Source organism: Parafrankia discariae (assembly GCF_000373365.1).
Taxonomy (GTDB): domain Bacteria; phylum Actinomycetota; class Actinomycetes; order Frankiales; family Frankiaceae; genus Parafrankia; species Parafrankia discariae.
The window spans coordinates 313,347-338,724 of sequence record NZ_KB891102.1 but is presented as its reverse complement, the minus strand read 5'-3'; the positions used below and the strand labels follow the sequence as shown (position 1 = coordinate 338,724).

General features: G+C 73.7%; 20 protein-coding genes. 17 read left to right on the top strand and 3 right to left on the bottom strand.

Annotated features, from left to right (window positions below):
- Positions 1-62: 62 nt before the first annotated feature.
- Positions 63-2,330 (bottom strand): elongation factor G-like protein EF-G2, encoded by a 2,268-nt coding sequence (locus tag B056_RS0101385; RefSeq protein WP_026239204.1) that lies wholly within the window; start codon positions 2,328-2,330, stop codon positions 63-65.
- Positions 2,331-2,637: 307 nt separating this feature from the next.
- Here B056_RS0101385 and pgsA point away from each other — a divergent pair, with 307 nt between their 5' ends.
- The 4 genes from pgsA (at position 2,638) to B056_RS0101365 (ending at position 6,135) form a co-directional block, all read left to right on the top strand.
- Complete coding sequence (gene pgsA / locus B056_RS0101380; RefSeq protein ID WP_018500113.1) at positions 2,638-3,477, top strand: phosphatidylinositol phosphate synthase; 840 nt, start codon at positions 2,638-2,640, stop codon at positions 3,475-3,477.
- Between the two features lie 25 nt (positions 3,478-3,502).
- Entirely contained in the window at positions 3,503-4,363 is an 861-nt protein-coding gene (locus tag B056_RS0101375; RefSeq protein ID WP_018500112.1) for a phosphatidylinositol mannoside acyltransferase, read from the top strand.
- A gap of 13 nt (positions 4,364-4,376) precedes the next feature.
- Positions 4,377-5,510, top strand: a complete 1,134-nt coding sequence (locus tag B056_RS0101370; RefSeq protein WP_018500111.1) for a glycosyltransferase family 4 protein — start codon at positions 4,377-4,379, stop codon at positions 5,508-5,510.
- 64 nt (positions 5,511-5,574) lie between these two features.
- Positions 5,575-6,135 (top strand): hypothetical protein, encoded by a 561-nt coding sequence (locus tag B056_RS0101365; RefSeq protein WP_018500110.1) that lies wholly within the window; start codon positions 5,575-5,577, stop codon positions 6,133-6,135.
- Here the strand turns inward: B056_RS0101365 and B056_RS34670 are convergent.
- The gene (locus tag B056_RS34670) at positions 6,103-6,687 is read right to left on the bottom strand and encodes an LppU/SCO3897 family protein (protein WP_230202756.1); all 585 of its coding nucleotides are present in this window, start codon (positions 6,685-6,687) and stop codon (positions 6,103-6,105) included. The genes B056_RS0101365 and B056_RS34670 overlap by 33 nt on opposite strands.
- 1,020 nt (positions 6,688-7,707) lie before the next feature.
- On the opposite strand from B056_RS34670, the gene pdxS reads away from it, so the two are divergent.
- The 13 genes from pdxS to cutA all read left to right on the top strand — a co-directional run bounded on the left by pdxS (position 7,708) and on the right by cutA (position 23,699).
- Positions 7,708-8,673, top strand: a complete 966-nt coding sequence (gene pdxS / locus B056_RS0101355; RefSeq protein ID WP_018500108.1) for a pyridoxal 5'-phosphate synthase lyase subunit PdxS — start codon at positions 7,708-7,710, stop codon at positions 8,671-8,673.
- Positions 8,670-9,281, top strand: coding sequence for a pyridoxal 5'-phosphate synthase glutaminase subunit PdxT (gene pdxT / locus B056_RS0101350; protein ID WP_018500107.1), 612 nt, complete (start codon positions 8,670-8,672; stop codon positions 9,279-9,281). The genes pdxS and pdxT overlap by 4 nt, the downstream gene beginning before the upstream one ends.
- Entirely contained in the window at positions 9,278-10,033 is a 756-nt protein-coding gene (locus B056_RS0101345) for a YebC/PmpR family DNA-binding transcriptional regulator (RefSeq protein ID WP_018500106.1), read from the top strand. Before pdxT ends, B056_RS0101345 begins: the two co-directional genes overlap by 4 nt.
- A 115-nt stretch (positions 10,034-10,148) precedes the next feature.
- Entirely contained in the window at positions 10,149-10,712 is a 564-nt protein-coding gene (gene ruvC, locus B056_RS0101340; RefSeq protein ID WP_018500105.1) for a crossover junction endodeoxyribonuclease RuvC, read from the top strand.
- The gene (gene ruvA / locus B056_RS0101335) at positions 10,709-11,401 is read left to right on the top strand and encodes a Holliday junction branch migration protein RuvA (RefSeq protein WP_018500104.1); all 693 of its coding nucleotides are present in this window, start codon (positions 10,709-10,711) and stop codon (positions 11,399-11,401) included. Before ruvC ends, ruvA begins: the two co-directional genes overlap by 4 nt.
- Positions 11,402-11,477: 76 nt before the next feature.
- On the top strand, positions 11,478-12,539 hold the full coding sequence (ruvB, locus tag B056_RS0101330) for a Holliday junction branch migration DNA helicase RuvB (RefSeq protein WP_026239202.1): 1,062 nt from the start codon (positions 11,478-11,480) through the stop codon (positions 12,537-12,539).
- A 112-nt stretch (positions 12,540-12,651) separates the two neighbouring features.
- Positions 12,652-13,227 carry a preprotein translocase subunit YajC gene (yajC, locus tag B056_RS0101325; protein ID WP_018500102.1) on the top strand — a complete coding sequence of 192 codons (576 nt, stop codon included), beginning with the start codon at positions 12,652-12,654 and terminating at the stop codon, positions 13,225-13,227.
- A gap of 235 nt (positions 13,228-13,462) precedes the next feature.
- Complete coding sequence (gene secD / locus B056_RS0101315) at positions 13,463-15,517, top strand: protein translocase subunit SecD (protein ID WP_018500100.1); 2,055 nt, start codon at positions 13,463-13,465, stop codon at positions 15,515-15,517.
- Between the two features lies 1 nt (position 15,518).
- Positions 15,519-16,772, top strand: coding sequence for a protein translocase subunit SecF (gene secF, locus B056_RS0101310; protein WP_026239200.1), 1,254 nt, complete (start codon positions 15,519-15,521; stop codon positions 16,770-16,772).
- A gap of 132 nt (positions 16,773-16,904) precedes the next feature.
- Positions 16,905-17,459, top strand: a complete 555-nt coding sequence (locus B056_RS0101305; RefSeq protein ID WP_018500098.1) for an adenine phosphoribosyltransferase — start codon at positions 16,905-16,907, stop codon at positions 17,457-17,459.
- Positions 17,460-17,661: 202 nt separating this feature from the next.
- Positions 17,662-20,313: a RelA/SpoT family protein gene (locus B056_RS0101300; RefSeq protein ID WP_018500097.1), complete on the top strand. Its 2,652-nt coding sequence runs from the start codon at positions 17,662-17,664 to the stop codon at positions 20,311-20,313.
- Between the two features lie 17 nt (positions 20,314-20,330).
- Positions 20,331-23,174 carry a RelA/SpoT family protein gene (locus B056_RS0101295; protein WP_018500096.1) on the top strand — a complete coding sequence of 948 codons (2,844 nt, stop codon included), beginning with the start codon at positions 20,331-20,333 and terminating at the stop codon, positions 23,172-23,174.
- Positions 23,175-23,369: 195 nt separating this feature from the next.
- On the top strand, positions 23,370-23,699 hold the full coding sequence (gene cutA / locus B056_RS0101290) for a divalent-cation tolerance protein CutA (protein ID WP_018500095.1): 330 nt from the start codon (positions 23,370-23,372) through the stop codon (positions 23,697-23,699).
- Between the two features lie 135 nt (positions 23,700-23,834).
- Here the strand turns inward: cutA and B056_RS0101285 are convergent, their stop codons facing one another.
- Complete coding sequence (locus B056_RS0101285) at positions 23,835-25,304, bottom strand: helix-turn-helix domain-containing protein (RefSeq protein ID WP_026239199.1); 1,470 nt, start codon at positions 25,302-25,304, stop codon at positions 23,835-23,837.
- Between the last annotated feature and the right edge of the window lie 74 nt (positions 25,305-25,378).

Below are 25,378 nucleotides of genomic sequence, written 5' to 3'. Positions count from 1 at the left end.
GGGTGGGCGGCCGTTTTTCGTCACCCGCTGTCACCCGGGCGGGGTCACTCTGGGCGGGGTCACTACTGCTCGGTGAACCTGGCCCTCAGATGGTCGGGAACCGGCTCGTAGCCGAGCGGGCGGCGGCTGAACAGGCCCGTTCCGTGGCTCACGGAGCGCAGGTCCACCGCGTAGCGGGTCATCTCGGCCGCGGGGATCTCCGCGTGGACGGCGGTGCGCGGCGGGCCCTCCGGATCGCCGTTGCCGACCGGCGCCATCCCCACGACCCGGCCGCGCCGCGCGGAGACGTCGCTGATCACCGCGCCGACGTGCTCGTCGGGCACGGTCACGTGGACCTCCAGGACGGGTTCGAGCAGCACCACGCCGGCCGCGCGGGCGGCCTCCCGCAGCGCCAGGCCGCCGGCAGCCTGGAAGGCCAGGTCGGACGAGTCGACGCTGTGCGCCTTTCCGTCGACCAGCCGCACCCGGAGGTCGACGGCGGGGAACCCGGCCTGCAGGCCCCGTTCCAGCTGGGCCCGGACCCCCTTCTCCACCGAGGGGATGAACTGGCGGGGGACCGCGCCGCCGACGACCTCGTCCACGAACTCGAAGCCGCTGCCCGCGGGCAGCGGCTCGACCCGCAGGCGGCAGATCGCGTACTGCCCGTGCCCGCCCGACTGCTTCACCAGCCGTCCGACGCCCTCGGCCGGCCCGCGCAGAGTCTCCCGCATGGGCACCCGCAGCGGGATCTTCTCGAGGGTGACGCCGAACCGCTCCCGCAGGCGGTCCAGGACGACGTCGCAGTGCGCCTCGCCCATGCACCACAGGACGAGCTGGCCGGTCTCGGCGTCCTGCGCCACGGCCAGGGTGGGGTCCTCGGCGCAGACGCGGCCCAGCGCCGCGGAGAGCTTGCTCTCGTCGGAGCGGGCCGGCGCGCGCACCGCGACGGGCAGCAGCGGTTCCGGCATCGTCCAGGCGGGCAGGTGGCGCGGGTCCGCCGGGTCGGAGAGGGTGTCGCCGGTCTCGGCGGTGGACAGCCGGGTGATCACGCAGATCCCGCCGGCGGCGCACTCGTCGACCGAGTGCAGGGCGATCCCGACGGCCTGCGAGAGCGCCCCGACCCGCTCGTCGTCGTCGTGGTCGGGATGTCCGGCGGCGGCCCGTCCGTGGCCTGAGACGTGTACGGCCGCGTCGGGGCGCAGGATGCCGGAGAAGACCCGGACGAGGGACATCCGGCCGATGTACGGGTCGGTGGTGGTGCGGACGATCTCGGCGACCAGTGGCCCGGCCGGGTCGCCGACCGCCGGTGGGCACGGTGCGCCGTCCGGGCGGGTGAGGCTGGGCAGCGGGTGCTCGCGCGGGGACGGGAAGGCGTGCGCGAACAGGTCGAGCAGCTCGACGGTGCCCAGGCCGGGTGGCACCCCACGCGCCCCGGCGGCGGCGCGGGCCGGCACCGCGAGCGGCAGGACGGGGTAGAACGATCCGCGCGCCACCGCGGTCTCCAGGTCGTCGAGCAGCATCTTGGGGTCCAGCTCCTCGCCGCCGAGGTACCGCTCCAGCAGGCTCTCGTCCTCGCTCTCGGCGATGATCCCCTCGACCAGCGCGCCGCGGGCCGCCCCCGCCGGGCCGGTCAGCTCGGCGGCGGGCTCGTGCTCGAGGCGGGTGCCGGCCGAGTACTCGACCACCCGTCCGGTGAGCAGGGCGACGAGCCGGGACGCCTGCCCGCCGCCGGGTTCGGGCAGGTACGCGGGCAGGACTCCCACGCCGAAGGTCTCCTGGCAGGCGAGCAGGGTCGCGTCGAAGTCGGCCCGGGGATGGTCCAGCCGGGTGATGGCTATCGCGCGGGGCATGCCGACGGCCGCGCACTCCTCCCAGAGCATCCTGGTCGAGCCGTCGATGCCCTCGAGGGCGCTGATGACGAACAGGGCGGCGTCCGCCGCGCGCAGGCCCGCCCGCAGCTCCCCGACGAAGTCCGGGTAGCCGGGGGTGTCCAGCAGGTTCACCGCGAGGCCACGGTGGCGCAGGGAGGCCAGGACGAGCGAGATGCTCCGCTGGGCCGGTTCTCCGCCGGGGACCGTGCCCGCGCCGCCCCCGGCGGCACCCACCCCGGGCGCGCCCCCGTCGCCCCCGCCCCCGGCCTGGCCGCCGGTGCCGTTGGCATCGGCACGGCCGTTGCCACTCCTCCCGGCTGTGCCGTTGCCGTTGCCGTCGGCGGCCGGCGTGATGGTGGCGGTGGACCGCTCGTCGAGGAACTCGGCCACCTGGAGGAGATGGCGCAGCAGGGTCGTCTTGCCGGCACCGGTGTGCCCGACGAGGACCACGTTGCGCACATCGCGCGGAGTTGCTGACATTCCGGCCTCCCTGCAGGGTGCGGCGGAGTCGGTGCGCCGGCGCGACTCCACCGGCGCGGACCCGCCTGGCTCGCGGTGCCCGCGGCCGGCCGAGGGGCCGTGCCCCGCGGGCGTGCTGTGCCTGCCGTGCCTTGCTTGCCGTGTCTGTCGGGTGTCCGCCGCGGGCACTGGTATGTACCCGAAGAGTCCTCTGCTGTGACGTGTAGCACAACCCGGGCTCTGATCGTGATCGGATATGAGCGGATCGTGACGGCGGTACTGTGAGACCGCCCAACCCGGGCGGTACGCCAGAGACGACGGGACGGACATGCTCGCAAGCAAGGCGCGACCCCAGATCCAGAAGGTGCTCGATCCGTTGAGCGAGTGGGCCGCGCGCTCGTCGGTGTCACCCGACATGGTGACGGTGATCGGCACGATCGGGGTGGCCGGTGGGGCCCTCGGCTTCTTCACCCGCGGGGTGTTCTTCGTCGGAACGCTCGTCATCACCCTGTTCGTCTTCTCGGACCTGATGGACGGGGTGATCGCCCGGGCCCGCGGCATCTCCTCCAAGTGGGGCGCGTTCCTGGACTCGACCTCCGACCGGGTCGGCGACGGCGCGATCTTCGGGTCGCTGGTGATCTGGTACGCGGGCGACGGTGACTCGCTGCCGTTGGCGGGCGCGGCGCTGCTCTGCCTGGTCGCCGGCTCGGTGACCTCGTATGTGAAGGCCCGTGCCGAGGGCCTGGGGTTCAGCTGCGACGTCGGGTTCGCCGAGCGGGGCGAGCGTCTGCTGATCCTGCTCGTGGCCGCCGGTCTGTACGGCCTGGGCGTGCCCTACCTGTTGCCCGTGGCGCTGTGGTTCCTGGTCGGGGCGACCCTGCTCACCGTGAGCCAGCGGGTGGTGCACGTGCACCGGCAGTTCGTCCGGTCCGGGCGGCCCACCCTCGCCCCGCCGGCCGGCGCACCGGCGTCCGACCCGGCGGCCGGGCAGCCCGGCGCGGCGGGCGGCGACCCGTCCGGGTCCGCCTCGGTCATGACCGCGGGCAGCGGTCCGGACGGTGCCCCCATCCCGGCCGGCGCGGGCGACACGCCGCCGGCGGCGACGCCGGCACACCAGCCGCAGCAGCCGTCGGTGCCCGCGGTGCCGCGGATCGCTCCCGGCCACTGACCGCCCGAACCGGAACCGACCGTCGATGACGTCCGCGGGGCGGGTGACGCTGCTCGGCTACGTGCTGGGGTGGCGTCTCGTCCGGCTGCTGCCCGAGCGCGTCGCCGCCTGGTGCTTCGCCCGCGCCGCGGATCTCGCCCACCGCCGCGGCGGGCGCGGGACGGCGCGGCTGCGCGCCAACCTGGCCCGGGTCGTGCCGCCGGGCACCGACCTCGACGCGCTGACCCGGTCCGCGCTGCGCTCCTACGCGCGGTACTGGATGGAGGTCTTCCGCCTCCAGGACCTGCCGACCCACCGGCTGGTCGGCGCCATGCGGGTGCTCGACGAGGACCGGCTGCGCCGCGCGCACGCGACCGGTCGGGGCGTCATCCTGGCGCTGCCGCACATGGGGAACTGGGAGCAGGCCGGGGCGTGGCTGGTGGCCACCGGCATCCCGTTCACGACGGTGGCCGAGCGGCTGCGTCCCGAGGAGCTCTTCGAGCGGTTCGTCCGGTTCCGCACCGCGCTCGGCATGGAGGTCATCCCGCTGACCGGCGGCACGCAGCCGCCGGCGGACCTGCTGGCCGAGCGGCTGCGGGCCGGCGGCGCCCTGTGCCTGCTGGCGGACCGCGACCTCACCTCCGCCGGGGTCGCCGTCACCTTCTTCGGCGCGACGGCCACCATGCCGCCGGGTCCGGCCGCGCTCGCGCTGCGCACCGGGGCCATCCTGCTGCCGGTCACGCTCTGGTTCGACGACGACGGCTGGAGCGCGCGGATCCACCCCGAGGTCGGGCACACCGACATCCCGACCATGACCCAGCGGCTCGCGGACGAGTTCGCCGCCGGCATCGCCGCGCATCCCGCCGACTGGCACATGCTCCAGCGGATCTGGCCCGACCCGTCGTGAGGAGCGGCCGGCGGTGAGGATCGGACTCGCCTGCCCCTACACCTGGGACGTGCCCGGGGGCGTCCAGGCGCACGTGCGGGACCTCGCCGAGACGCTGCTCGACGCCGGGCACGAGGTCTCGGTGATCACCCCGGTGGACGACGAGTCCACGCTGCCGGCCTACGCCGTGGACGCCGGCCGCGCGGTGCCGGTGCCCTACAACGGCTCGGTGGCCCGGCTGCTCATGGGGCCGGTCTCGGCCGCCCGGGTGCGCCGGTGGCTGCGCGAGCACGACTTCGACGTGCTGCACGCGCACGAGCCGACCGCGCCCAGCGTCAGCCTGCTGGCCTGCATGCTCGCCGACGGCCCGCTGGTCGCCACCTTCCACACCGCCAACCCCAGGTCCAGAATCCTCACCGCGGGGCACCGCGCGCTGCGGCCGTCGCTGGAGAAGCTGCGGGCGCGGATCGCGGTGTCCGAGGCGGCGCGGCGCACGCTGGTGGAGCACCTCGGCACCGGCGCGATTCTCATCCCGAACGGGGTGGCCGTGCGGGCCTTCGCCGACGCCCGCCCGCTGCCCGGCTACGGCACCGCGCCGACGGTTGCCTTCCTCGGCCGGATCGACGAGCCGCGCAAGGGCCTGGACGTGCTGATGGCCGCGTTCCCGCTGCTCGTCGAGCGGGTGCCGGACGTCCGGCTGCTGGTCGCCGGCCCCGGCGACACCGAGGCGGTGCGCGCCCGTATCGACCCCGCGCTGCTCGGACGGGTCGATCTCGTCGGGCTCGTCCCGGAGGCCGACAAGGCCGCGGTGTTCGCCTCCGGCAGCGTGTACTGCGCCCCGAACACCGGGCAGGAGAGCTTCGGGATCGTGCTGCTCGAGGCGATGGCGGCGGGGACGCCGGTGGTCGCGAGCGACATCGACGCCTTCCGGCGGGTGCTCGACAACGGGCGGGCCGGGCGGCTGTTCGGGGTGGGGGAGCCGGCGGAGCTGGCGGCGAACCTGGCCGAGCTGCTCGAGGACCCCGCCGAGCGGGCCCGGCTGGCCGAGCGTGGTCGCGCCGTCGTCGCCCAGTACGACTGGAGGGTGATCGCGCAGCGCATCGTCGGTGTGTACGAGATGATCTCCGGCGACCGCCCGGTGTCGGTGGCCGCCCCCGAGGAGAGCTGAGCCGGCCGGCCGGGACCACCTACCGGCGGTGATCTGTCCACCGCGGTTGACTACGCTGCGCGAGATGACAGGCGTGGTGGTCGTGGTGGTGGCCGTCGTGGTGATCGCCACCTACCTGACCTGGCTGGCGAGCCGGCTCGACCGGCTGGCCGGCCGGGTCGACGCGACGCGCGCCGGACTCGTGACCCAGCTCGTCGCCCGGGCCGACGCGGCGTACGAGCTCGCCACCCGCCGCGACCTCGCCGAGCTCGCCGGCGCGGCCGGGCGAGCCCGGGTCGGCCACGCCGACCTGCTCGCCGGCGCCGGGCTGGGCACCGCCGCGGAGGACGCGGAGAACGAGCTGAGCCGGGCGTTGCGTGCCCCGGCCGTGGTCGCCGTGGGGCGGCACGCCCCGGCGGAGGTGGCCGCCGTCGACTCGGCGGCGGCCCGGGTGGCCCTGGCCCGCCAGTTCCACAACGACGCGGTCGGCGACGTCCGCTCGCTGGCCGGCCGGCGCCTGGTGCGGGTACTGCACCTGTCGGGGCACCGGCCGTTGCCCGCCTACTTCGAAATCGACGACGCGTTGCCCGCCCGGGAGGAGGACCCGCCCCGCTCAGACGACCCGGCCGGGCTGCCCGGAGCCTGAGCCCTGAGCGCTCGCGTTGCGTGTCGTCCCCTGCTGGCCCGGCACGCCGGGCTGGCCGGGCTGGTCACCCTGGCCGGGCTGCCCCGCTCCCGCGCCGGGCACCGGCCCGAGGCACAGGACGAAGTCAGGCCCGGGCCCGGTCTGCGTGTAGCTCGCGGTGGTCCGTGCCCAGAGGTCGCATCGGGCGTCGGAGTCGCCGTCCAGCCTGCTCAGGACGACGTACTGAGCCCGGGGTGACGAGCAGTCGACGATCGAGATCCGCTGGCCGTCCCGGCGGACGCAGTCGCCGGAGCGGGCCCCGCCCCCGTCCGGGTCGCGGGTCGCGATCGCCGCCACGACCAGCGCCAGCACGAGGAGCGGGACCAGCAGGCCGAGGGCCTCGGGCCGGCGGAACAGCGGGCGCCCGGGCCGCAGCGGCGGGGCGAGGGCGGGCCCCGGCGGGGGCAGCCTGCCGATCTTCGAGTGCTCGGTGAAGTTCAGCAGCAGGATCACCGGGGTGATGAACGGCGAGGCGATGCCCCACCAGCCCTGCCAGAGCGTCCGCGCGTTCATGGTGCGCAGTGTCGCGGTGCCGCAGGTGCGGCAGAACGGTCCGTGTTCGGAGCGGAACCGCATGAAGATGATGAAGCCCTGATGTCCGCGGATCGTCGCCGGCACGGCCGGAGCCGCGCCGCAGATCCGGCACCGCGGCCCCGCGGGCCAGCCGGCGGGCGCCGGCTGCGCCCACGGCTGCGGTCCCGGCGGTCCCGGCGGTCCCGCGGGCCCAGGAGCGGCGTACGGCCCGACCGGCGACGGCGGGCCGGGGAAGGACGTCGGGCCACCAGCCGGCCGGCCCGGGTACGGGCCGCCGGGCGGGGCCCCGGGGTACGACCCGCCGGGCGGTGGCCCGGGGTACGACCCGCCGGGCGGTGGCCCGGGGTACGGCCCGGTGCCGGGCGGGGGGCCGTACCCACCGGGCGCGCCGCCGCCCCAGGGTGGCTGTCCAGGAGCGGGCTGCCCAGGTCCGGGCCGCGGGCCGGGCGGTCCACCGCCGTAGGGACTTGTCATGACTCTCCTGGAAGGTTCCACGTCGTGGCACGGCAGGATACTGCGCTGGTCACCGGGCGGAAATCGGTACGGACACCCGGTGTGCCCCCGGTGCGCCGCCCGGCCCGGGGCCCCGCTGTGGAGATCGCCACCGTCGGTGGCGATCTCCACGATGCCGAAGATGGGGTAGGGCATGCGCGTCTCGGCCGTACCATGGAGCCGAATCCATGTCCGTCCGGGTCCGTCCGGCCCGGAACGACCACCGAACAGCCTGGTCCCCGCGTGGTCCGCGCCGGTCGGCCGGCCGCCGGTCCGCCGGCCCTCGGCCGGGGCTCCCCGCGCCGGGCCGCCGCCGTCGGTGCGCCGGCACGGTGCCACCGGTGCGCCGCCGGCACCCGGTCCGGCGGCGGACGCCACCGACGGGCCGCCACCACCGGACGGGTCGGCACCACCGGACGGCGGGTTCCACCGGCGGGTCCGCACCGCGGATCCCGTCCGGAGATCCCGTCCGAAGTACCTGTCCGAACTACCCGAAAGAGACGACACATGATGTCCGACGGCCTGACCGCCCCCGCCCCCGCCCCGGGCGCTTCGCCATCCGGCCCCGTCGCGCCGGCGGACGGCGCGGAGCGGCACGCCGGCACCGCCCGGGTCAAGCGCGGCATGGCGGAGATGCTCAAGGGCGGCGTCATCATGGACGTCGTCACCCCCGAGCAGGCCCGCATCGCCGAGGAGGCGGGCGCCGTCGCGGTCATGGCGCTGGAGCGGGTGCCCGCGGACATCCGGGCACAGGGCGGCGTGGCGCGGATGAGCGACCCCGACATGATCTCCGGGATCATCGAGGCGGTCTCGATCCCGGTCATGGCCAAGGCCCGGATCGGGCACTTCGTCGAGGCGCAGATCATCCAGTCGCTGGGTGTGGACTACATCGACGAGTCCGAGGTCCTCACCCCGGCGGACCCGCACCACCACATCGACAAGTGGAACTTCACGGTTCCCTTCGTCTGCGGGGCCACGAACCTGGGTGAGGCGCTGCGGCGGCTCTCCGAGGGCGCCGCGATGATCCGCTCGAAGGGTGAGGCCGGCACCGGCGAGGTCTCCAACGCCGTGGTGCACATGCGCACGATCCGCGCGGAGATCGCCCGGCTCTCGGCGCTGCCGCCCGAGGAGCTCTACGCCGCGGCCAAGGAGCTGCGCGCGCCGGTGGAGCTGGTCACCGAGGTCGCCCGGCTGGGCCGGTTGCCGGTCGTGCTGTTCACCGCCGGCGGCATCGCCACCCCGGCGGACGCGGCGCTGATGATGCAGCTCGGCGCGGACGGCGTGTTCGTCGGCTCGGGCATCTTCAAGTCCGGCGACCCGGCGCGGCGCGCCCGGGCGATCGTCGAGGCCACGACCATGTACAACGACCCCGGCGTGCTGGCCAAGGTGTCGCGCGGCCTCGGTGAGGCCATGGTCGGCATCAACGTCGGCGAGCTTCGGCCCGAGGCGCGCTTCGCCGACCGCGGCTGGTGAGCGCCCCGCGGATCGGCGTCCTGGCGTTGCAGGGCGATGTGCGCGAGCATGTCCGCGCCCTGCGCGGGGCCGGGGCCGACGCCGGCGAGGTGCGCCGGGCCGGCGAGCTGGCGGAGCTGGACGGCCTGGTTCTGCCCGGTGGTGAGTCCACTACGATCGGGCGGTTGCTGCGCGTGTTCGACCTGCTCGAACCGCTGCGGGCCGCCGTGGCCGGTGGCCTGCCGGTGTTCGGCTCCTGCGCGGGCATGATCCTGCTCGCGCAGGACGTGATCGACGGCCGCCCGGGCCAGCCGCTCATCGGTGGGCTCGACGTGGTCGTCCGGCGTAACGCCTTCGGTCGGCAGGTGGAGTCGTTCGAGACCGACCTGCTGGTCGAGGGCGTGGACGGGCCGGCGGTGCACGCCGTCTTCATCCGGGCACCGTGGGTAGAAAAGGCGGGGGACGGCGTCGAGGTGCTGGCCCGGGTCGGCGACCGGCCGGTCGCGATCCGGCAGGGGCCGCTGCTGGCCACGTCGTTCCATCCTGAACTGACGGGGGACATCCGGGTGCACCGGCTGTTCGTGGAGATCGTCCGATCCGAGCTCGCGCTCAAGAGGGGCAGGTCATGAGCGGTCACTCCAAGTGGGCGACCACCAAGCACAAGAAGGCGGTCGTCGACGCCCGCCGCGGCAAGCTGTTCGCCAAGCTGGTCAAGACCGTCGAGGTGGCGGCGAAGACGGGCGGCGGCGACCCGGCGGGGAACCCGACGCTGGCGGACGCGATCGCCAAGGCGAAGTCCCAGTCGGTGCCGAACGACAACATCGACCGGGCCATCAAGCGGGGCTCCGGCGAGCTCGCCGGCGGGGTGAACTACGAGTCGGTCACCTACGAGGCCTACGGGCCGAACGGGGTCGCCGTGCTCGTCGAGTGCCTCACCGACAACCGCAACCGGGCCGCCTCCGACGTCCGGGTCGCGATCACCCGCAACGGCGGCACCCCCGCCGACCCGGGCTCGGTGTCGTACCTGTTCAACCGCAAGGGCGTCATCCTGATCGACAAGACGCCGACCCTCACCGAGGACGACATCCTCCTCGCCGTGCTCGACGCCGGGGCGGAGGAGGTCAACGACGTCGGGGAGGCGTTCGAGGTCGTCTCCGAGGCCACCGACCTGCACGCCGTGCGGGTGGCGGCGACCGAGGCGGACCTGACGGTCGCCTCGGCGGACATCTCCTGGCTGCCCACGGTGAGCGTCCCGCTCGACGCGGAGCCGGCCCGGAAGGTCCTCAAGCTGGTCGAGGCGCTCGAGGATCTCGACGACGTCCAGAACGTCTGGTTCAACGCGGACATCTCCGACGACGTGATGGAACTCGTCTCCAGCTGAGCCGGTGCCGTCCGGGTACCGCCGGGCGGCCGTCCGTTCGGCGTGTCGTGGATGTCGGTGTTGCCCCGACCACTAGGATCGAACGGATGTTCGTCAGTGTCGTCGGGAGGGCTCGGTGCGTGTACTCGGAGTCGACCCGGGGCTGACCCGCTGCGGCCTCGGGGTGGTCGACGGCGGTCCCGGCCGCCGGGCCAGCCTGGTCGAGGTCGGCGTGGTGCGCACGCCCGCCTCGGACGAGGTGGCCGATCGGCTGCGGGCCGTCTCCGAGGGCGTGGACGAGTGGCTGGACCGGGTCCGCCCGGACGCGGTCGCGGTCGAGAAGGTCTTCAGTCAGGCCAACGTGCGCACGGTGATGGGCACCGCCCAGGCCGGCGCGGTGGCCATCGTGGCCGCGGCCCGGCGTGGGCTGCCGATCGGCCTGTACACGCCGAGCGAGGTCAAGGCCGCCGTCACCGGCAGCGGGCGCGCGGACAAGGCCCAGGTGGGGTTCATGGTGACGAAGCTGCTGGATCTTCCGGAGGCCCCGCGCCCGGCGGACGCCGCCGACGCGCTCGCCCTGGCGCTGTGCCACCTGTGGCGCGGGCCGGCGCTGGCCCGGATGCGGGCCGCGACCCCCGCGCGGAGCCCGGGTGCGCCCGGGGGGTCGGGCCTGCCGGGCGGATCGGGTGGCCGGCGGTGATCGCGTCGGTCAGCGGCACGGTGGAGGCGCTCTCGCCCGGCTCGGTGGTCGTCGACGTCGGCGGGGTCGGGGTGCTGGTGTGGTGCACGCCGTCGACGCTGGCCCGGCTGCGGGTGGGGGAGCGCGCGCGGCTGGCGACGACCCTCGTCGTGCGGGAGACCGAGCTGACGCTGTACGGGTTCCGCGACGCCGACGAGCGTGACGTCTTCGAGATCCTGCAGGGCGCGGCCGGGGTGGGCCCCCGGCTCGCCCAGGCCGTGCTCGGCGTGCACAGTCCGGACGTCATCCGTCGGGCCGTCGCGGAGGAGGATCTGGCCACGCTGACCAAGGTGCCGGGCATCGGCCGCAAGAGCGCCCAGCGCATCGTGCTCGACCTTCGGGACAGGCTCGGCCCGCCGTCCGCCGCGGTCCCGTCGCCACGCGTGGCGACGCCGCTGCCGCCCGCCGCCGTCGATCCGCGGCTCGGCGCCGCGGGCGAGCAGGTCCGGGACGCGCTGGTCGGCCTCGGCTACTCCGCGAAGGAGGCCCTGGACGCGGTGGTCGCCGCCCGGGCGGTGCCGCCGGGCCCGGCCGACGGCGGCACCGACGGCACGGCCGTCGCCCGCACCGACGGCACGGCGGGCGACGACGGTGACGGTGACCCCGCGGCGCTGCTGCGGGCCAGCCTCGCCGTGCTGCGGCCGCGATGAGCCCACTGATGACGAGGCCGCTGCTGACGAGCGCGCGGCTGACCAGGCCGCTGATGACGACGCCCCGGCGGTCGCCGTGAGCGGCGAGGGCCTGGTCTCGGCGGCGGCGGCCCCCGAGGAGCAGGCGTTCGAGGCCGGCCTGCGCCCGAAGAACCTGGACGAGTTCGTCGGCCAGCGCAAGGTGCGGGAGCAGCTTTCGATCATGCTCGAGGGGGCCCGCGGCCGTGGCCGCCCGCCCGACCACGTGCTCCTGTCGGGCCCACCCGGGCTGGGCAAGACGAGCCTGGCGATGATCATCGCCGAGGAGCTCGGTGTCCCGCTGCGGATGACCAGCGGCCCGGCGATCGAGCGGGCCGGTGACCTGGTGGCGATCCTGACCGCGCTCACGCCCGGCGAGGTGCTCTTCCTCGACGAGATCCACCGCATCGCCCGCCCCGCCGAGGAGCTGCTGTACGCGGCGATGGAGGACTTCCGCGTCGACGTGGTCCTCGGCAAGGGGCCGGGTGCGACGGCGATCCCGCTCGACCTGGCGCCGTTCACCCTGGTCGGCGCCACGACCCGCTCCGGCCTGCTGACCGGGCCGCTGCGGGACAGGTTCGGCTTCACCGCCCACATGGACTTCTACGACGCCGCCGAGCTGGCGCTGGTGCTGACCCGCTCCGCCCGGCTGCTCGGCGTGCGGCTGACCGAGGGCGGCGCGGCCGAGGTGGCGGGCCGCTCCCGGGGCACCCCGCGGATCGCGAACCGGCTGTTGCGCCGGGTCCGCGACTACGCGGAGGTCCGGGCCGACGGTGTGGTCTCCCGTGAGGTGGCCCGCGCCGCCCTGCGGATCTACGACGTGGACGCCCTCGGCCTGGACCGTCTCGACCGGGCGGTGCTCGACGCGCTGGTCCGCCGGTTCGGCGGCGGGCCGGTGGGGCTGGGCACCCTGGCCGTGGCGGTGGGCGAGGAGGCCGACACGGTCGAGGACGTCTCGGAGCCGTTCCTGCTCCGGGCCGGCCTGCTGATCCGCACGGCCCGGGGGAGGATGGCGACCCCGGCCGCGTTCACCCACCTGGGCCTTGAGCCGCAGGCGGACCAACTCGGCAGGTCACAGGCACCGGCGGCCCTGTTCGGGGAGGACTCCCCGGCGTCCTGAACCGCCGTCCGGGGGGGTCGGCCGGTGCTGCCGGGGAACACACCACCGGCCTGCCCGCTGCGGGTGTGGCGCGGATACGTACGATCAGCCGCGACACCCAGGAGGGCGGGACGTGCAGGTATTCGCGGCCGTGACGAACGCGGCGGACAACAGTGGCGGCAGCTCCATCAGTGGGCTGATCTTCCCGATACTGATCGTCCTTCTGATCGTCTATTTCTTCTCCACCCAGCGTCGCCGTGCACGCGCGCAACAGCAGCAGCTCTCCGAGATCGTCCCCGGCACGCTGGTCCTGACCACCGCCGGCCTGTACGCGACCGTCGTCGAGATGGACGGCGCCGACGTCCTGCTGGAGATCGCGCCGGACGTCGTCTGCCGTTTCGGCCGGTCCGCGATCGCCCGGGTGATCAGCGCGCCCGGCCAGGACGGCGACGCGGACGCGGACGACGAGGACACCGACGGTCACCCGGACGCCGACGGCCAGTCGGCCGTCCACGGGCGCGCGAACACCGACGGTCACCCGGACACCGACCCGCCCAGGCCAGGCCCGGGCGGGAAGTCCCTCGGCGGCGACTCCGGCCCGGGGGCCGGGGAGGCCGGCACCGGGGCCGACGGAACCGCCGGGAACGACGCCGGTCGTGGTGCCGAGAGCGCGGGCGACGCCGCGCGGCCGCCGCGCAAGGAGTTGTAGGGCGTGTCGTGGCCGCAGGCGTTCCGTGTCTTCTTGCGCCCGGTTCAGGGTGCTTCGGGATGCCGATCCGGGGTCTGTGGTGCGGCTGTGGTGCCTGCCGTCGCTGACCGTCACGCGCCTGTCGGCAGCCGGTGGTGTCACAGCCGGCCTGTCGGAACGTACCCTCGGTGACACTCGTTCGGAATCGTTGAGCGCCGCCGGGATCGGTGACGGTGTGTGAGGAAGGGACTTGGCGTTGGCACGTCGCTCGGCACGAGCCTCCGGAGGCGTCTCCGTCGGCGCCCGACTCGGAGTACTCGGTGCTCTGCTCGCCCTCCTCTACGGCCTGATGGCCGTCACCGGGCTCTGGACGCCCAAACTCGGCCTGGACCTCCAGGGCGGGACCAGCGTCATCCTCACCCCGCGTTCGATCACCGGCGGATCGGTCGACAACGGGGCCCTCAACAAGGCCGTGGACATCATCCGTGAGCGGGTCGACGGCCTCGGCGTGGCCGAGGCCGAGGTCCGCCGCGCGGGTGACACCATCGAGATCTCCGTGCCGGGTCGCGGCCGTAACGACGTCGTCGACCTGGTGGGCCAGACCGCTGAGCTGCGCTTCCGGGAGGTCTACGGGTCCGACGTAGCGCAGTCGGCGCCCGCACCGGCCGCCACCGCGACGCCCGCCCCGGGCGCGACACCCGCCCCGACGGCGACGCCGGCGCCGGGTGCGACGCCGGCCCCGGCCGACATCGCACCGGCGCCGACGGGCACCGGCGCGCCCGCCTCGCAGCGGCCCGCCGCGCTCGGGCCTGTCCCGGGCAGCGGCGAGCAGCCCGGTCTGGTGGCCCAGCCCGCCAGCTTCACGAACGGGGCCGGTGGCTCCGGGCCCCGCGTCGAGCTCGCGGCCGCGACCAGCCAGTCCGGCTCGCCCGCGCCGGCCGCCGCGCCCACGCCCAGTGCCCCCGCCGCCACGCAGCCGGCGGCCACCGATCCGGCGGCGGCGACCGACCCGGCCGCGGCGGCGGCCGACCCGAACGCGCCGACGCCGCCCGCCGACGTCGCGACCAAGTTCGCCAACCTCACCTGCTCGGCCACCGGCGTGCGAAGCACCTCGGTGAGCCTGGACCGCCCCGAGGACTGGATCGCCGCCTGCGACCGCAGCGGCACGACCAAGTACCTGCTCATGCCGGCGGCCCTCGTCGGCACGGACGTGTCCACCGCCTCGGCGGGCCTGCTCAGCACCGGCGGAACCTCGAGCGTCACCACCGGCGAGTGGGTCGTCAACGTCGATTTCACCGGCTCGGGCCAGAGCAAGTTCACGAGCCTGACCGAGAAGACGATCGGCAAGCAGGTCGCGATCGTGCTCGACGGCATCGTCCAGTCGGCGCCGCAGACGAACGAGCGGATCGCCGGCTCGGCGCAGATCTCGGGGAGCTTCTCCCAGTCCGACGCCGAGGACCTCGCGAACGTCCTGCGCTTCGGCGCGCTGCCGTTGGCCTTCGAACGCTCGCAGGCCGAGTCGGTCTCCCCGACCCTGGGCCAGGAGTCGCTGCACGGCGGGCTGCTGGCCGGGGCGATCGGGCTCGCCCTGGTGATCCTTTACTCGTTCCTGTACTACCGGGCGCTGGGCATCGTCGTGATCGCCTCGCTGGGGGTCAGCGCGGCGCTCATCTACGCCTCGGTCGTCCTGCTCGGCGACGCGATCGGGTTCACCCTGACGCTGGCCGGCATCGCCGGACTGATCGTGTCGATCGGTGTGACCGCGGACTCGTTCGTCGTCTACTTCGAACGGATCAAGGACGAGGTCCGCGCCGGTCGCAGCGTCCGGACCTCGGTCGAACGGGCCTGGCCGGCGGCCAGGCGCACCATGCTGTCCGCGGACACGGTGTCCTTCCTCGCCGCGGCGGTGCTCTACGTGCTCTCGGTCGGGTCGGTGCGGGGCTTCGCCTTCACTCTCGGCCTGTCGACGCTCATCGACGTCCTGATCATGTTCATCTTCACCCGGCCGCTGGTCACCGCGCTGGTACGGCGACCGTTCTTCAGCACCAGCCGGTTCTCCGGGCTGACGGTGCGCTCAGTCGGCGGTGCCGCCGCGGCGGACCGACCGCGGCTGGCTCGGCGCGTGGACGTGAGCAAGCCCGGCGGCGCCGCCGGGGCCGGGAGCGCGCGCGCCGGCTCCGACACCGAGGGCGGTGACCCGTCGGCCACCGGTGACCTTGACCCTCCGGATCCAGGGCCTCGGCTCGAGGAACCGGGCACGGGGCCGCGGGTGGCGGGCCGGCGCACGGCCGGACAGAGGCGGGAGCACTGACATGTCGTTGATAGGTCGGCTCTACCGCAGCGAGTTCAACGCCGACTTCGTCGGCCGCCGCCGGGTCTGGTACATCGTGTCCGGTACGTTGATCACGATCTGCGCGCTCAGCATGATCTTTCGGGGGTTCACCCTGGGCATCGAGTTCTCCGGCGGCGCCGTCTTCCAGTTTCCGTCGAACGGCGGGACGGTCGAGCAGGTCGACAGCCTCCTGCGCGACAACGGGATCGACGTGTCCGACAGCGTCGTCCAGCAGCTGGAGACGTCCCACCAGTTCCGGGTGCAGACGCCCACGCTGACCGACCAGCAGACCGAGGCGTTGCAGCAGGACTTCGCGACCCACTTCAAGGTCACCAACCCGGACGAGAACATCGCCGTCTCGACCGTCGGGTCGTCCTGGGGTTCGACGATCACGAGTAAGGCGATCCAGGGCCTGATCGTGTTCCTGGTTCTGGTGATGATCTATCTGTCGATCCGGTTCGAGTGGAAGATGGCGGCCGCGGCGATGGCCGCGCTGGTCCATGACCTCATCGTCACGATGGGCGTCTACTCGCTCGTCGGCTTCGAGGTCACCCCGTCCACGGTCATCGCCGTCCTGACCATCCTCGGCTTCTCGCTGTACGACACGGTGGTCGTCTTCGACCGGGTCCGTGAGAACACGGCGGGGATGGCGACGTCCTCGCGGCGCACCTACGCCGAGGCGACGAACGACGCGCTCAACGAGACGCTGGTCCGCTCGCTGAACACGTCGCTGATCGCGCTCATCCCGGTGGCCTCGCTGCTGTTCGTCGGCGCCGGCCTGCTGGGCGCGGGCACGCTCAAGGACCTCGCCCTCGCCCAGTTCGTCGGTATCGCCTCGGGCACGTACTCGTCGCTGTTCTTCGCCACCCCGCTGCTGGTCGACCTCAAGCGCGGCGAGCCGGCGGTGAGGGCGCTCGACGCCCGGGTCATGCGGGCCCGGGCGAGCGCCGCCCGCGCGGCCAAGACGACCGAGCCCGGGGGCGGCGGCCGATCGGTGGGACGCGGCGGAGCGGACCCGGGAACGTCGGCCCCGCCGGCCGACCAGGACTCCGGCCGGCGCGACGACGGCCGGGAGCCGGCGGACACCGTCGGCGTCGCCACCGGGATGCGCGCGGCGCCGGCCGGGGCCGCGAGCGGCGCGGCCGGGCGTGGTGGCCTGCCGTCGGCCCAGCGCCGCGCCCCGAACCGCAAACCGTCCCAGCGCGGCCGACCGAGCGGCAAGAAGCGACGCTAGGGGCACCCGCCTCGACGGAGTAACAGAGACAGCCGGAGTAACACAGAGACAGCCAGAACCACGACCGGCACGACATCGGCGCGAACCGCCGCCCGCGGGGCGGTGACAACGAAGATCGGAGAGGTCACCACGATGACAAGCGTCGACAGCCAGCCGGACCTGAGTGCGGCCGAGGCCGTGCTGGGCGCGCACGTGCGCGACGTCATGGACTTCCCCAAGCCGGGAGTCGTCTTCAAGGACATCACCCCGCTGCTCTCGACCCCGGCCGCCTTCGGAGTGGTCGTCGGCGCGCTGGCGGACCTCGCCCGCGCGCTGGGCGCCACCACGATCGCCGGGATCGAGGCGCGGGGCTTCCTGCTGGCCGCGCCGGTCGCCGACCGGGTCGGCGCCGGCCTCGTCCCGATCCGCAAGCAGGGCAAGCTGCCCGGCCGGACCCGCAGCGAGGCGTACGCGCTGGAGTACGGGACGGCCGTCCTGGAGATCCACGAGGACGCCGTGCCGGCGGGCGAGCGGGTCCTGATCGTCGACGACGTGCTCGCCACCGGCGGCACCGCGGCCGCCGCGCACACCCTGCTGCGCGGGTGCGGCGCCGACGTGGTGGGGCTGGCGGTGCTGATGGAGCTGACCTTCCTCTCCGGGCGCGACCGGACCGGCACGCTCGACATCACCTCGATCATGAAGATCTGACCGTGTCCGGTGGGTGGCCCGGGTCCGGTCACGGTTCGTGACCGGCACTCGGCATTGACGCGAACGGCCTGCCCCCGGCCCGCCAGCGCGCCCCTGGCCGGGCGGGGTTGCGGAAGGCTCGGTGCCGCCGCAGCGTTAACCTCGATGTCAGGAGCCCTTCGCACATCCGTGCCACGGCTGAAGTGCTGAGCAGGAGCGGCCTGTGCCCGAGGCGCCGCCGGTGACCACCGGAGCCGTGCCGACGGCCGCGTCATCCGCCGGGGAGACGCGGCCGGTCCCGGCTGCCCTGCCCGCGACCGACCGCACGCCGTCCGCGACCGACCGCGCGCCGGCGGCGACCGACCGCACGCCGGCGGCGATGGACCGCACGTCCTCGGCGGGCGGGGAGCTCCCGCGCGCCGTCCCGTCCGCCGCGCACGGCGGACGGGACGGCGCCGAGGGCGGGCCGCCGTCCCCGCCCGTCCCGGACACGGCCGGCGAGGACGCCGAGAGCGGCTCGCCGGTGGTACCCCGGCTGGGGCACGAGTCGCCGCCGTTGCCACGCCGGGTCCGCCGCTTCTCCCGGCTGGGGGCGCACCGCGCCACGCCGCCCTCGTCGCTGGACCCCGTGCTGCGGGGGCTGGTCGCGAACCACCCGCGGGTGGACATCGGGCCGGTGCAGCGCGCGTTCGAGGTGGCCGACGCGGCCCACGCCGGGCAGGTCCGTTTCTCCGGGCACCCGTACATCACCCACCCGATCGCGGTCGCCAGCATCCTGGCCGACCTCGGGATGGACATCCCGACGCTGTGCGCCGCGCTGCTGCACGACACGCTGGAGGAGACCGACCTCCCGCCGGAGACGATCGAGGCCGAGTTCGGCCTGCAGGTGCTGCTGATCGTCGACGCGGTCAGCAAGCTCAACCGGGTCAAGGTCGGCGAGGCCGCGCAGACCGAGACCATCCGCCGGATGGTCGTCGCCATGGCGCGCGACCCGCGGGCCCTGGTGGTCAAGCTCGCCGAACGGCTGCACAACATGCGGACGCTGCGCTTCCTGCCCGAGCACAAGCAGGAGCGCAAGGCGCGCGAGACGCTGGAGATCTACGCCCCGCTGGCCCACCGCCTCGGGATGAACTCCCTGAAGTGGGAGCTGGAGGACCTGGCCTTCGCGGCGCTGTTCCCCAAGCGCTACGACGAGATCGTCCGCCTGGTGGCCGACCGGGCGCCCAGCCGCGACGTCTACCTCACCGAGACGTCCACCCAGGTGCAGACGCAGCTGGCCGAGGCGCGGATCAAGGCCGTGGTGACCGGCCGCCCCAAGCACTACTACTCGATCTACCAGAAGATGGTCGTCCGCGGCCGGTCCTTCGAGGACATCTACGACCTCGTCGGCATCCGGGTCCTGGTCGACTCGGTCCGGGACTGCTACGCGGCACTGGGCACCGTCCACGCGAACTGGAAGCCGATCCCGGGCCGGTTCAAGGACTACATCGCGATGCCCAAGTACAACATGTACCAGTCGCTGCACACGACGGTGATCGGCCCCGAGGGCAAGCCGGTCGAGCTGCAGATCCGCACCCACTCGATGCACAACCGCGCCGAGTACGGCATCGCGGCGCACTGGAAGTACAAGGAGGACGGCTCCGGCGCGGGCTCCCGGTCCGGCGGTTCCAAAGCGTCCGGTTCCAGGTCGTCCGGCTCGTCGGCGTCGCGGCGGGCGGGCGCTAACGGCGGCGCCGGGGGCGCCGACCCGAACCTGCGCAACTGGCTGCGCCAGATCCTGGACTGGCAGCGTGAGACGGCCGACCCGGGGGAGTTCCTCGACAGCCTGCGCTTCGACATGGCCGACGACGAGGTCTTCGTCTTCACGCCGAAGGGCGACGTCATCCCGCTGCCGGTCGGGTCGACGCCGATCGACTTCGCCTATGCCGTGCACACCGACATCGGCCACCAGTGCGTCGGCGCCCGGGTCAACAGCCGGCTGGCCGCGCTCGACACCTCGCTGGAGAACGGCGACACGGTCGAGGTCTTCACCTCCCGGGCCCACTCGGCCGGCCCGAGCGAGGACTGGCTGACCTTCGTCCGTTCGTCCCGCGCCCGGACGAAGATCCGCCAGTGGCACGCCCGGGAGCGCCGCGAGGACGCGATCGTCGCCGGCCGGGACGCGATCGGCCGGGCGATGCGCCGCCACGGCCTCCCGCTGGCCCGCCTGATGACCGGCGACGCGCTGCTGACCCTGGCGAAGGACATGCGCTACGCCGACGTCGCCGCGCTGTACGCGGCGGTCGGCGAGAACAACATCAGCGCGCAGGCGGTGGTGAACCGGCTGCTGCAGGGGCTCGGCGGTCCCGAGGGCGCCGAGGAGGACGCGGCCGAGATCGAGCTGCCGATCCGGGCCCTGCGCCGGGCCACCGGTGACGCCGGCGTGCTCGTCACCGGTTCCCCGGACGTGTGGGCCAAGCTGGCCCGCTGCTGCACGCCGATGCCCGGCGACGCCATCGCCGGCTTCGTCACCCGGGGCAAGGGCGTGTCGGTGCACCGTGCCGACTGCGCCAACCTCGCCAGTCTGCGGGGCGGCCCGCACGACCGGACGGTCGAGGTGGAGTGGGCGCCGTCATCGGGCTCGGTCTTCCTGGTGGTGATCCAGGTGGAGGCGTTGGACCGGACCCGGCTGCTCTCCGACGTGACCAGGGTTCTGTCCGACCACCACGTCAACATCCTCTCCGCGTCGGTCACCACGACGCGCGAGCAGGTGGCGGTCAGCCGGTTCACCTTCGAGATGGGCGACGCCAAGCATCTCGGTCACATCCTCGACGCCGTCAGATCCACCGACGGCGTGTACGACTGTTTCCGAGTCACCTCGGACGCACAGAGCTGACTGCGAGGGGGCACGCCGTGAATGCTGAGGCCGCGGGAGCGGGTCTGCCGGCGGGCGGCGGCTTCTCGCCCGCACTGCCCGCACTGTCGAGGGCGGACGGTGACGCGGACTCCCGGACGATCGCCGCGGCCCGTCAGGCCAGCATGCGCCTGGCGCACCTGGCCCGCCGGATGGCCGCGCCGCGCGCCCCGCAGGTGCCCCCCGAACTGCGTGATCTCGTCGAGGCGCATCGGGACTTCCATCCCAAGGCCGACATCGGCGCGGTGATCCGCGCCTACTCGGTGGCGGACGGCCTGCACGCCGGCCAGACCCGGCGCAGCGGCGACCCGTACATCAGCCATCCGCTGGCCGTCGCCGAGGCACTCGCCGAGCTCGGCGTCGACACGACCACCCTGATCGCCGCGCTGCTGCACGACACGGTGGAGGACACCGGCTACACCCTCGAGTCGGTCGCCGCCGAGTTCGGCGGGGAGGTCGCCAACCTCGTAGACGGCGTCACCAAGCTCGACAAGATGCGGTTCGGGGAGGCGGCCGAGGCCGAGACGCTGCGCAAGCTGATCGTCGCGCTCGCCCGTGACTACCGCGTCCTGGTCATCAAGATCGCCGACCGGTTGCACAACATGCGGACCCTCGGCTTCATGTCCCCGGCCAAGCAGCAGAAGATCTCCCGGGTCACGCTCGAGGTGCTCGCCCCGCTGGCACACCGCCTCGGCGTGAGCGTGATCAAACGGGAGCTCGAGGACCGCGCGTTCGCGGTGCTCGACCCCGAGGAACACCGCCGGATCTCCACCGTCGTGGACGACTTCACCGCCGCCGAGCGGGCCAGCGGCGTGCTCGCCGCGATGGTCGCCCGGATGCGCGCCGGCCTGGCCGAGGCCCGGGTCGACGGCGCGGTGTCCATCCGGACCAGCCACATCTTCTCGATCCACAAACGCGGCCAGGAACGCGGCCGCCCGCCGCGGGACTACAACGACATCGTCCGCGTGCTCGTGCTCGTCGACGACATCACGGACTGCTACGCCGCGCTGGGTGTCATCCACGGGATCTGGCGACCGGTGCCCGGGCGGCTGCGCGACTTCGTGGCGACCCCCAAGTTCAACATGTACCAGAGCCTGCACACCAGCGTGATGGACGAGACCGGGCGCACGATCGACATCCAGATCCGGACCCCGTCCATGCACCGGCTGGCCGAGACCGGGATCGTCGCGAAGCCCGTCGGCCCCGGTGCGGACGGCGCCCGCCTCGAAGGGCTCTCCTGGCTGCACAGCCTGCTCGACTGGCAGGTCGACACCGTCGACCCGGGGGAGTTCCTGGAGTCGCTGTCGTCCGACCTGAACTCCGACGAGGTGCTCACGTTCACCCCCAAGGGCAAGATGATCGCCCTGCCGGCGCGGTCGTCGCCGGTCGACGTGGCCTACGCGGTCCACACCGACGTCGGCCACCGGGCGATCGGCGCCCGGGTGAACGGCCGGCTCGTGCCGCTGCACACCCGGCTGCGCAACGGCGACGTCGTCGAGATCCTCACCTCGAACCTGCCCGGGGCCGGCCCGAGCGAGGACTGGCTCGAGTTCGTCCGGACGTCGCGCGCCCGGGTCCGGATCCGCAAGAGGTTGGCCCGGCAGCGGCGCGACGCGCAGGCCCGCGCCGCCCAGGCGGCCGCGGACCGGCCGCTGGTGGTGACCGAGCGTGCGGCCTCCGACGCCCGCGCCGCGGGCGCGCCGTGGACCGCCCGGGGGGCGGGAGCGGGGGGCGGCGGGCGGGTCACCCGGCTGCGGCCGTCCGCGCAGCCGGCCCGGGCGGCCGACCCGGCCGCCGCCGACGCCGCCGACCTGAATGGTCCGCGGGTTGGCGCGGGCGGCGGCCCGGGCTCGCCGCGCGCCCATTCCGGTGCTTCGAGAACGCGCACCGGTTCCCGTCGATCCGGCGCCGGGGCCGCCCTGGGCGGTTCGATTGTCTCGGGCGATCCCGCCGGTTTCAACGGCGCCGCCGGATCGAAGGGTTCGGCTGCTTTCAGCGATGCCGACGGTTTCAACGGTGCCGCCGGTTTCAACGGTGCCGCCGGATTGAATGGTTCGGCTGGATTTAACGACGCGGCCGGTCCGAATGAATCCGTGGGGTCGGACGCCGGCGTCGTTTCGGACGGCGCCGCCGGCCGGGGAGAGCCTGGCCAGGGCCGAAGCGCCGGCTCCCCGGGTGCGGTGGGTGGAGCCGGTTCCGGTGGCTCCAGGAGCGGGGGGGAGAACGGCACGCCGTCCCGTGGCACGCGGCGCACCCGGCGTTCCGCCGCGGCGCAGCGTGGTGATCGCCTGGGTGGTCCGGACGGGCCCGGTGCGGGGAGTTCCCAGGGCCGGGAATCCGCCTCGGCGGCGGGGGGCGACGGCTCCGGCCGCCGGGGAACGCGGAACTGGGCGGGCTTCGCCGAGATCGGTGGCGCGGATGTGCCGGTGCGGCTCGCGCGATGTTGTCTTCCGCTCCCGGGTGACACGGTCGTCGGCTTCACCACGCACAGCAGTTCGGTCTCTCTTCACCGCCAGGAATGCGCGAACGTCACCGCTTCGGCGGCGTCGCGCGAGCAGGTGACCGTCAAGGGGTGGACTGCTCCGGAGAGTCAGACCTTCCCCGCCGAAATCGCCGTCGAGGCGTTCGACCGGTACGGGTTGCTGGCGGATATCACCGAGGTCCTCTCGGACACCTCCGCGTCGGTGCGGGCGGCGTCCACGTCGACATCCGAGGACAGGGTGGCGCGTGCCCGCTTCACCATCGAGGTCACGGGCCCGGACCAGCTCGATCGGGTGCTGGCGGCCGTGCGCGGCGTCGGCGGGGTGTACGACTGTTACCGGGCATGTCAGACGACGGTATGACGTCGCGTGGTCACCCGGGAGATTTATGCTCTCCGTGTCGCTATGACCCCGGAAGTCAGGTTTCCCCGCATTCCGGGCAGCGGCGGAGATCGAGTCGAATGTGCCCGTCGCCGCCGTCGGTGGAAAATCGACGGTGGCGCGGTAGATGCGATGTAGAGTATCCCGTGTAGCCATCGGTGATGGGTGGGAGTACGCGTGGGATACCTTCAGGTCATCACGAGCATCGACTCACCGGACGCCGCGGATCGTATCGGCAGGGCTCTCGTCGAGCGGCGGCTGGCCGCCTGTTTCCAGGTGCTTGGGCCGATTCGGAGCACTTATCGCTGGAACGGCGAGATCGAACAGTCCGAGGAATGGCTCTGCCTCGCCAAAACAACCACCGACCGGGTGACCGAGCTGATCACGGAGCTCTCCGCCGCGCATCCCTATGAGACGCCGGAGATCATTGCGACCCCCATCGTCCATGGGCATACGGACTATCTCGACTGGATCACGGCGGAGACCGAACCGACGGTCCATAACTGAGACATCCGGTCGCCCGGAGACATCCCGGCGACCGGGCCGCCCGCTCGGCCGGTGGGATGTCTCCGGGTGGGATGTCTCCGGTGGGGTGTGCCCGGGTGACCGGGATGCCTCTAGCAGGTGCTGGTCGTGCGGCGCTCAGGTGAGCGCGCGGAGCTGCTCGTCGAGGTCGCGGACGGCCTGCGTCTGCTGCCAGGGCCGTAGCTGCTCCCGGACGCGGCGGACCCTGGTCAGCCCGAGGGAGAAGTCGGTCGCCGCGACGATGGCGAGCGACTCGGTCGCGTACTGGGTGGCGGCCTCGATCTCCCGGCGCTGGATGTGGACCTCGGCGATGTCACCGAGCAGCAGGGACCGCTTCTTGGTGCCGCTGTACGGGGTGGTGGTGGCCCGTAGCGCCTCGGTGGCCGCCGCGTGGGCCGCGGCCGGCCGCCGCAGCCGGGTGTAGGTCGTGACCTTGATGCCGTCCAGCCGGCCGCGGTCGAAGAACTGGGTCCAGACCCGGTCACCGTCGTCAGCGCGGTCGAACGCGTCCTGGGCGCGGTCGAGGGCGGTCAGCGCGGCCCGCCCCTCGCCGCGGGCCGCCTGCTCCTCGGCCTCCCGCCCGGCCAGCCAGGCCCTGGTCATGACGGTGCTGCCCGTCGCGGCGCGGCGCTGCGCCTCGGCCAGCAGCGCGCAGGCCTGGTCGTGGCGGCCGATGCCCGCGCTGTGGTAGCTCTCGTAGCCCAGCACGCAGGCCCACAGCGCGCTGTCGTCGGCCTCCCGCGCCGCCTCGATGGCGACCCGGTAGTAGGCCAGGGCCGAGGGGACGTCGTTCATGTCGAAGGCGAGCCAGCCGGCCAGCGCGGCGGTCTCCCCGGCGGTGGAGGCGAGGTCCCGGCGGACGGGCGAGCGACCGCTGGACTCCAGAAGCTGCGTGAGCGTCCCCAGATGCCCGGTGACGCGGGGGAACAGGGCTCGGGCCGGAACCCGCTCCTCCAGGCCGTACAGGCCCGCGGTGCAGCGGCTCAGCTCGTCCGCCAGCTCCGGGGTGACCGTGGTGCGCCGGCGCAGCGCGGCGGACAGCCGCTCCCACGGCGCGTCGTCGCCGCCCATGCCCAGCGGGACGACGGCGACACCGCCGGCGGCCGCGAACAGCCGCAGGAACCCACGCCGCTCCACCGGGAGACCGTTGGGCAGGCTGCCGTCGGCCTCGGTCGCCTGCAGGAGCAACGCACCGGCCGGCATGAGCTCCCGGGAGGCCTTGTCCGTGCCGGGGGCGTTCGCCGGAAGGCCCGTGTTGGGGTCGTCGTCCACGAATCCGAGCTCGGCGGATGACCGTTCGAACAACGCCCGCAGCAGCCGCTGGTATCGAAGGCTGGGCTTTTTGTCGCCCTTCTCCCATTTGCAGATCATATTTCCCGTCACACCGGCCTCGCGGCCCTCGTGTACGACGGAGAAACGCCGGATCTCACTGGCCAGTCGTTCCTGCGACCAGCCGCGTTCCTCCCGGCTGGTACGCAACCGCACGTTCGGAGTGCGGGTGATCCCGGTCGATGCCGGCCTGTGGTCGTTCGCCTGCGCAGTCCTCGGCGTGGCGCGACCAGCCGACGGTACTGTCGAGCGCTGCATCGGGACCTCCGAGTCAAGCGGTTGACTTCAGGAGCTTAACCCTGAGTTAGCAAAGACGGTGATACCCCCTGTGT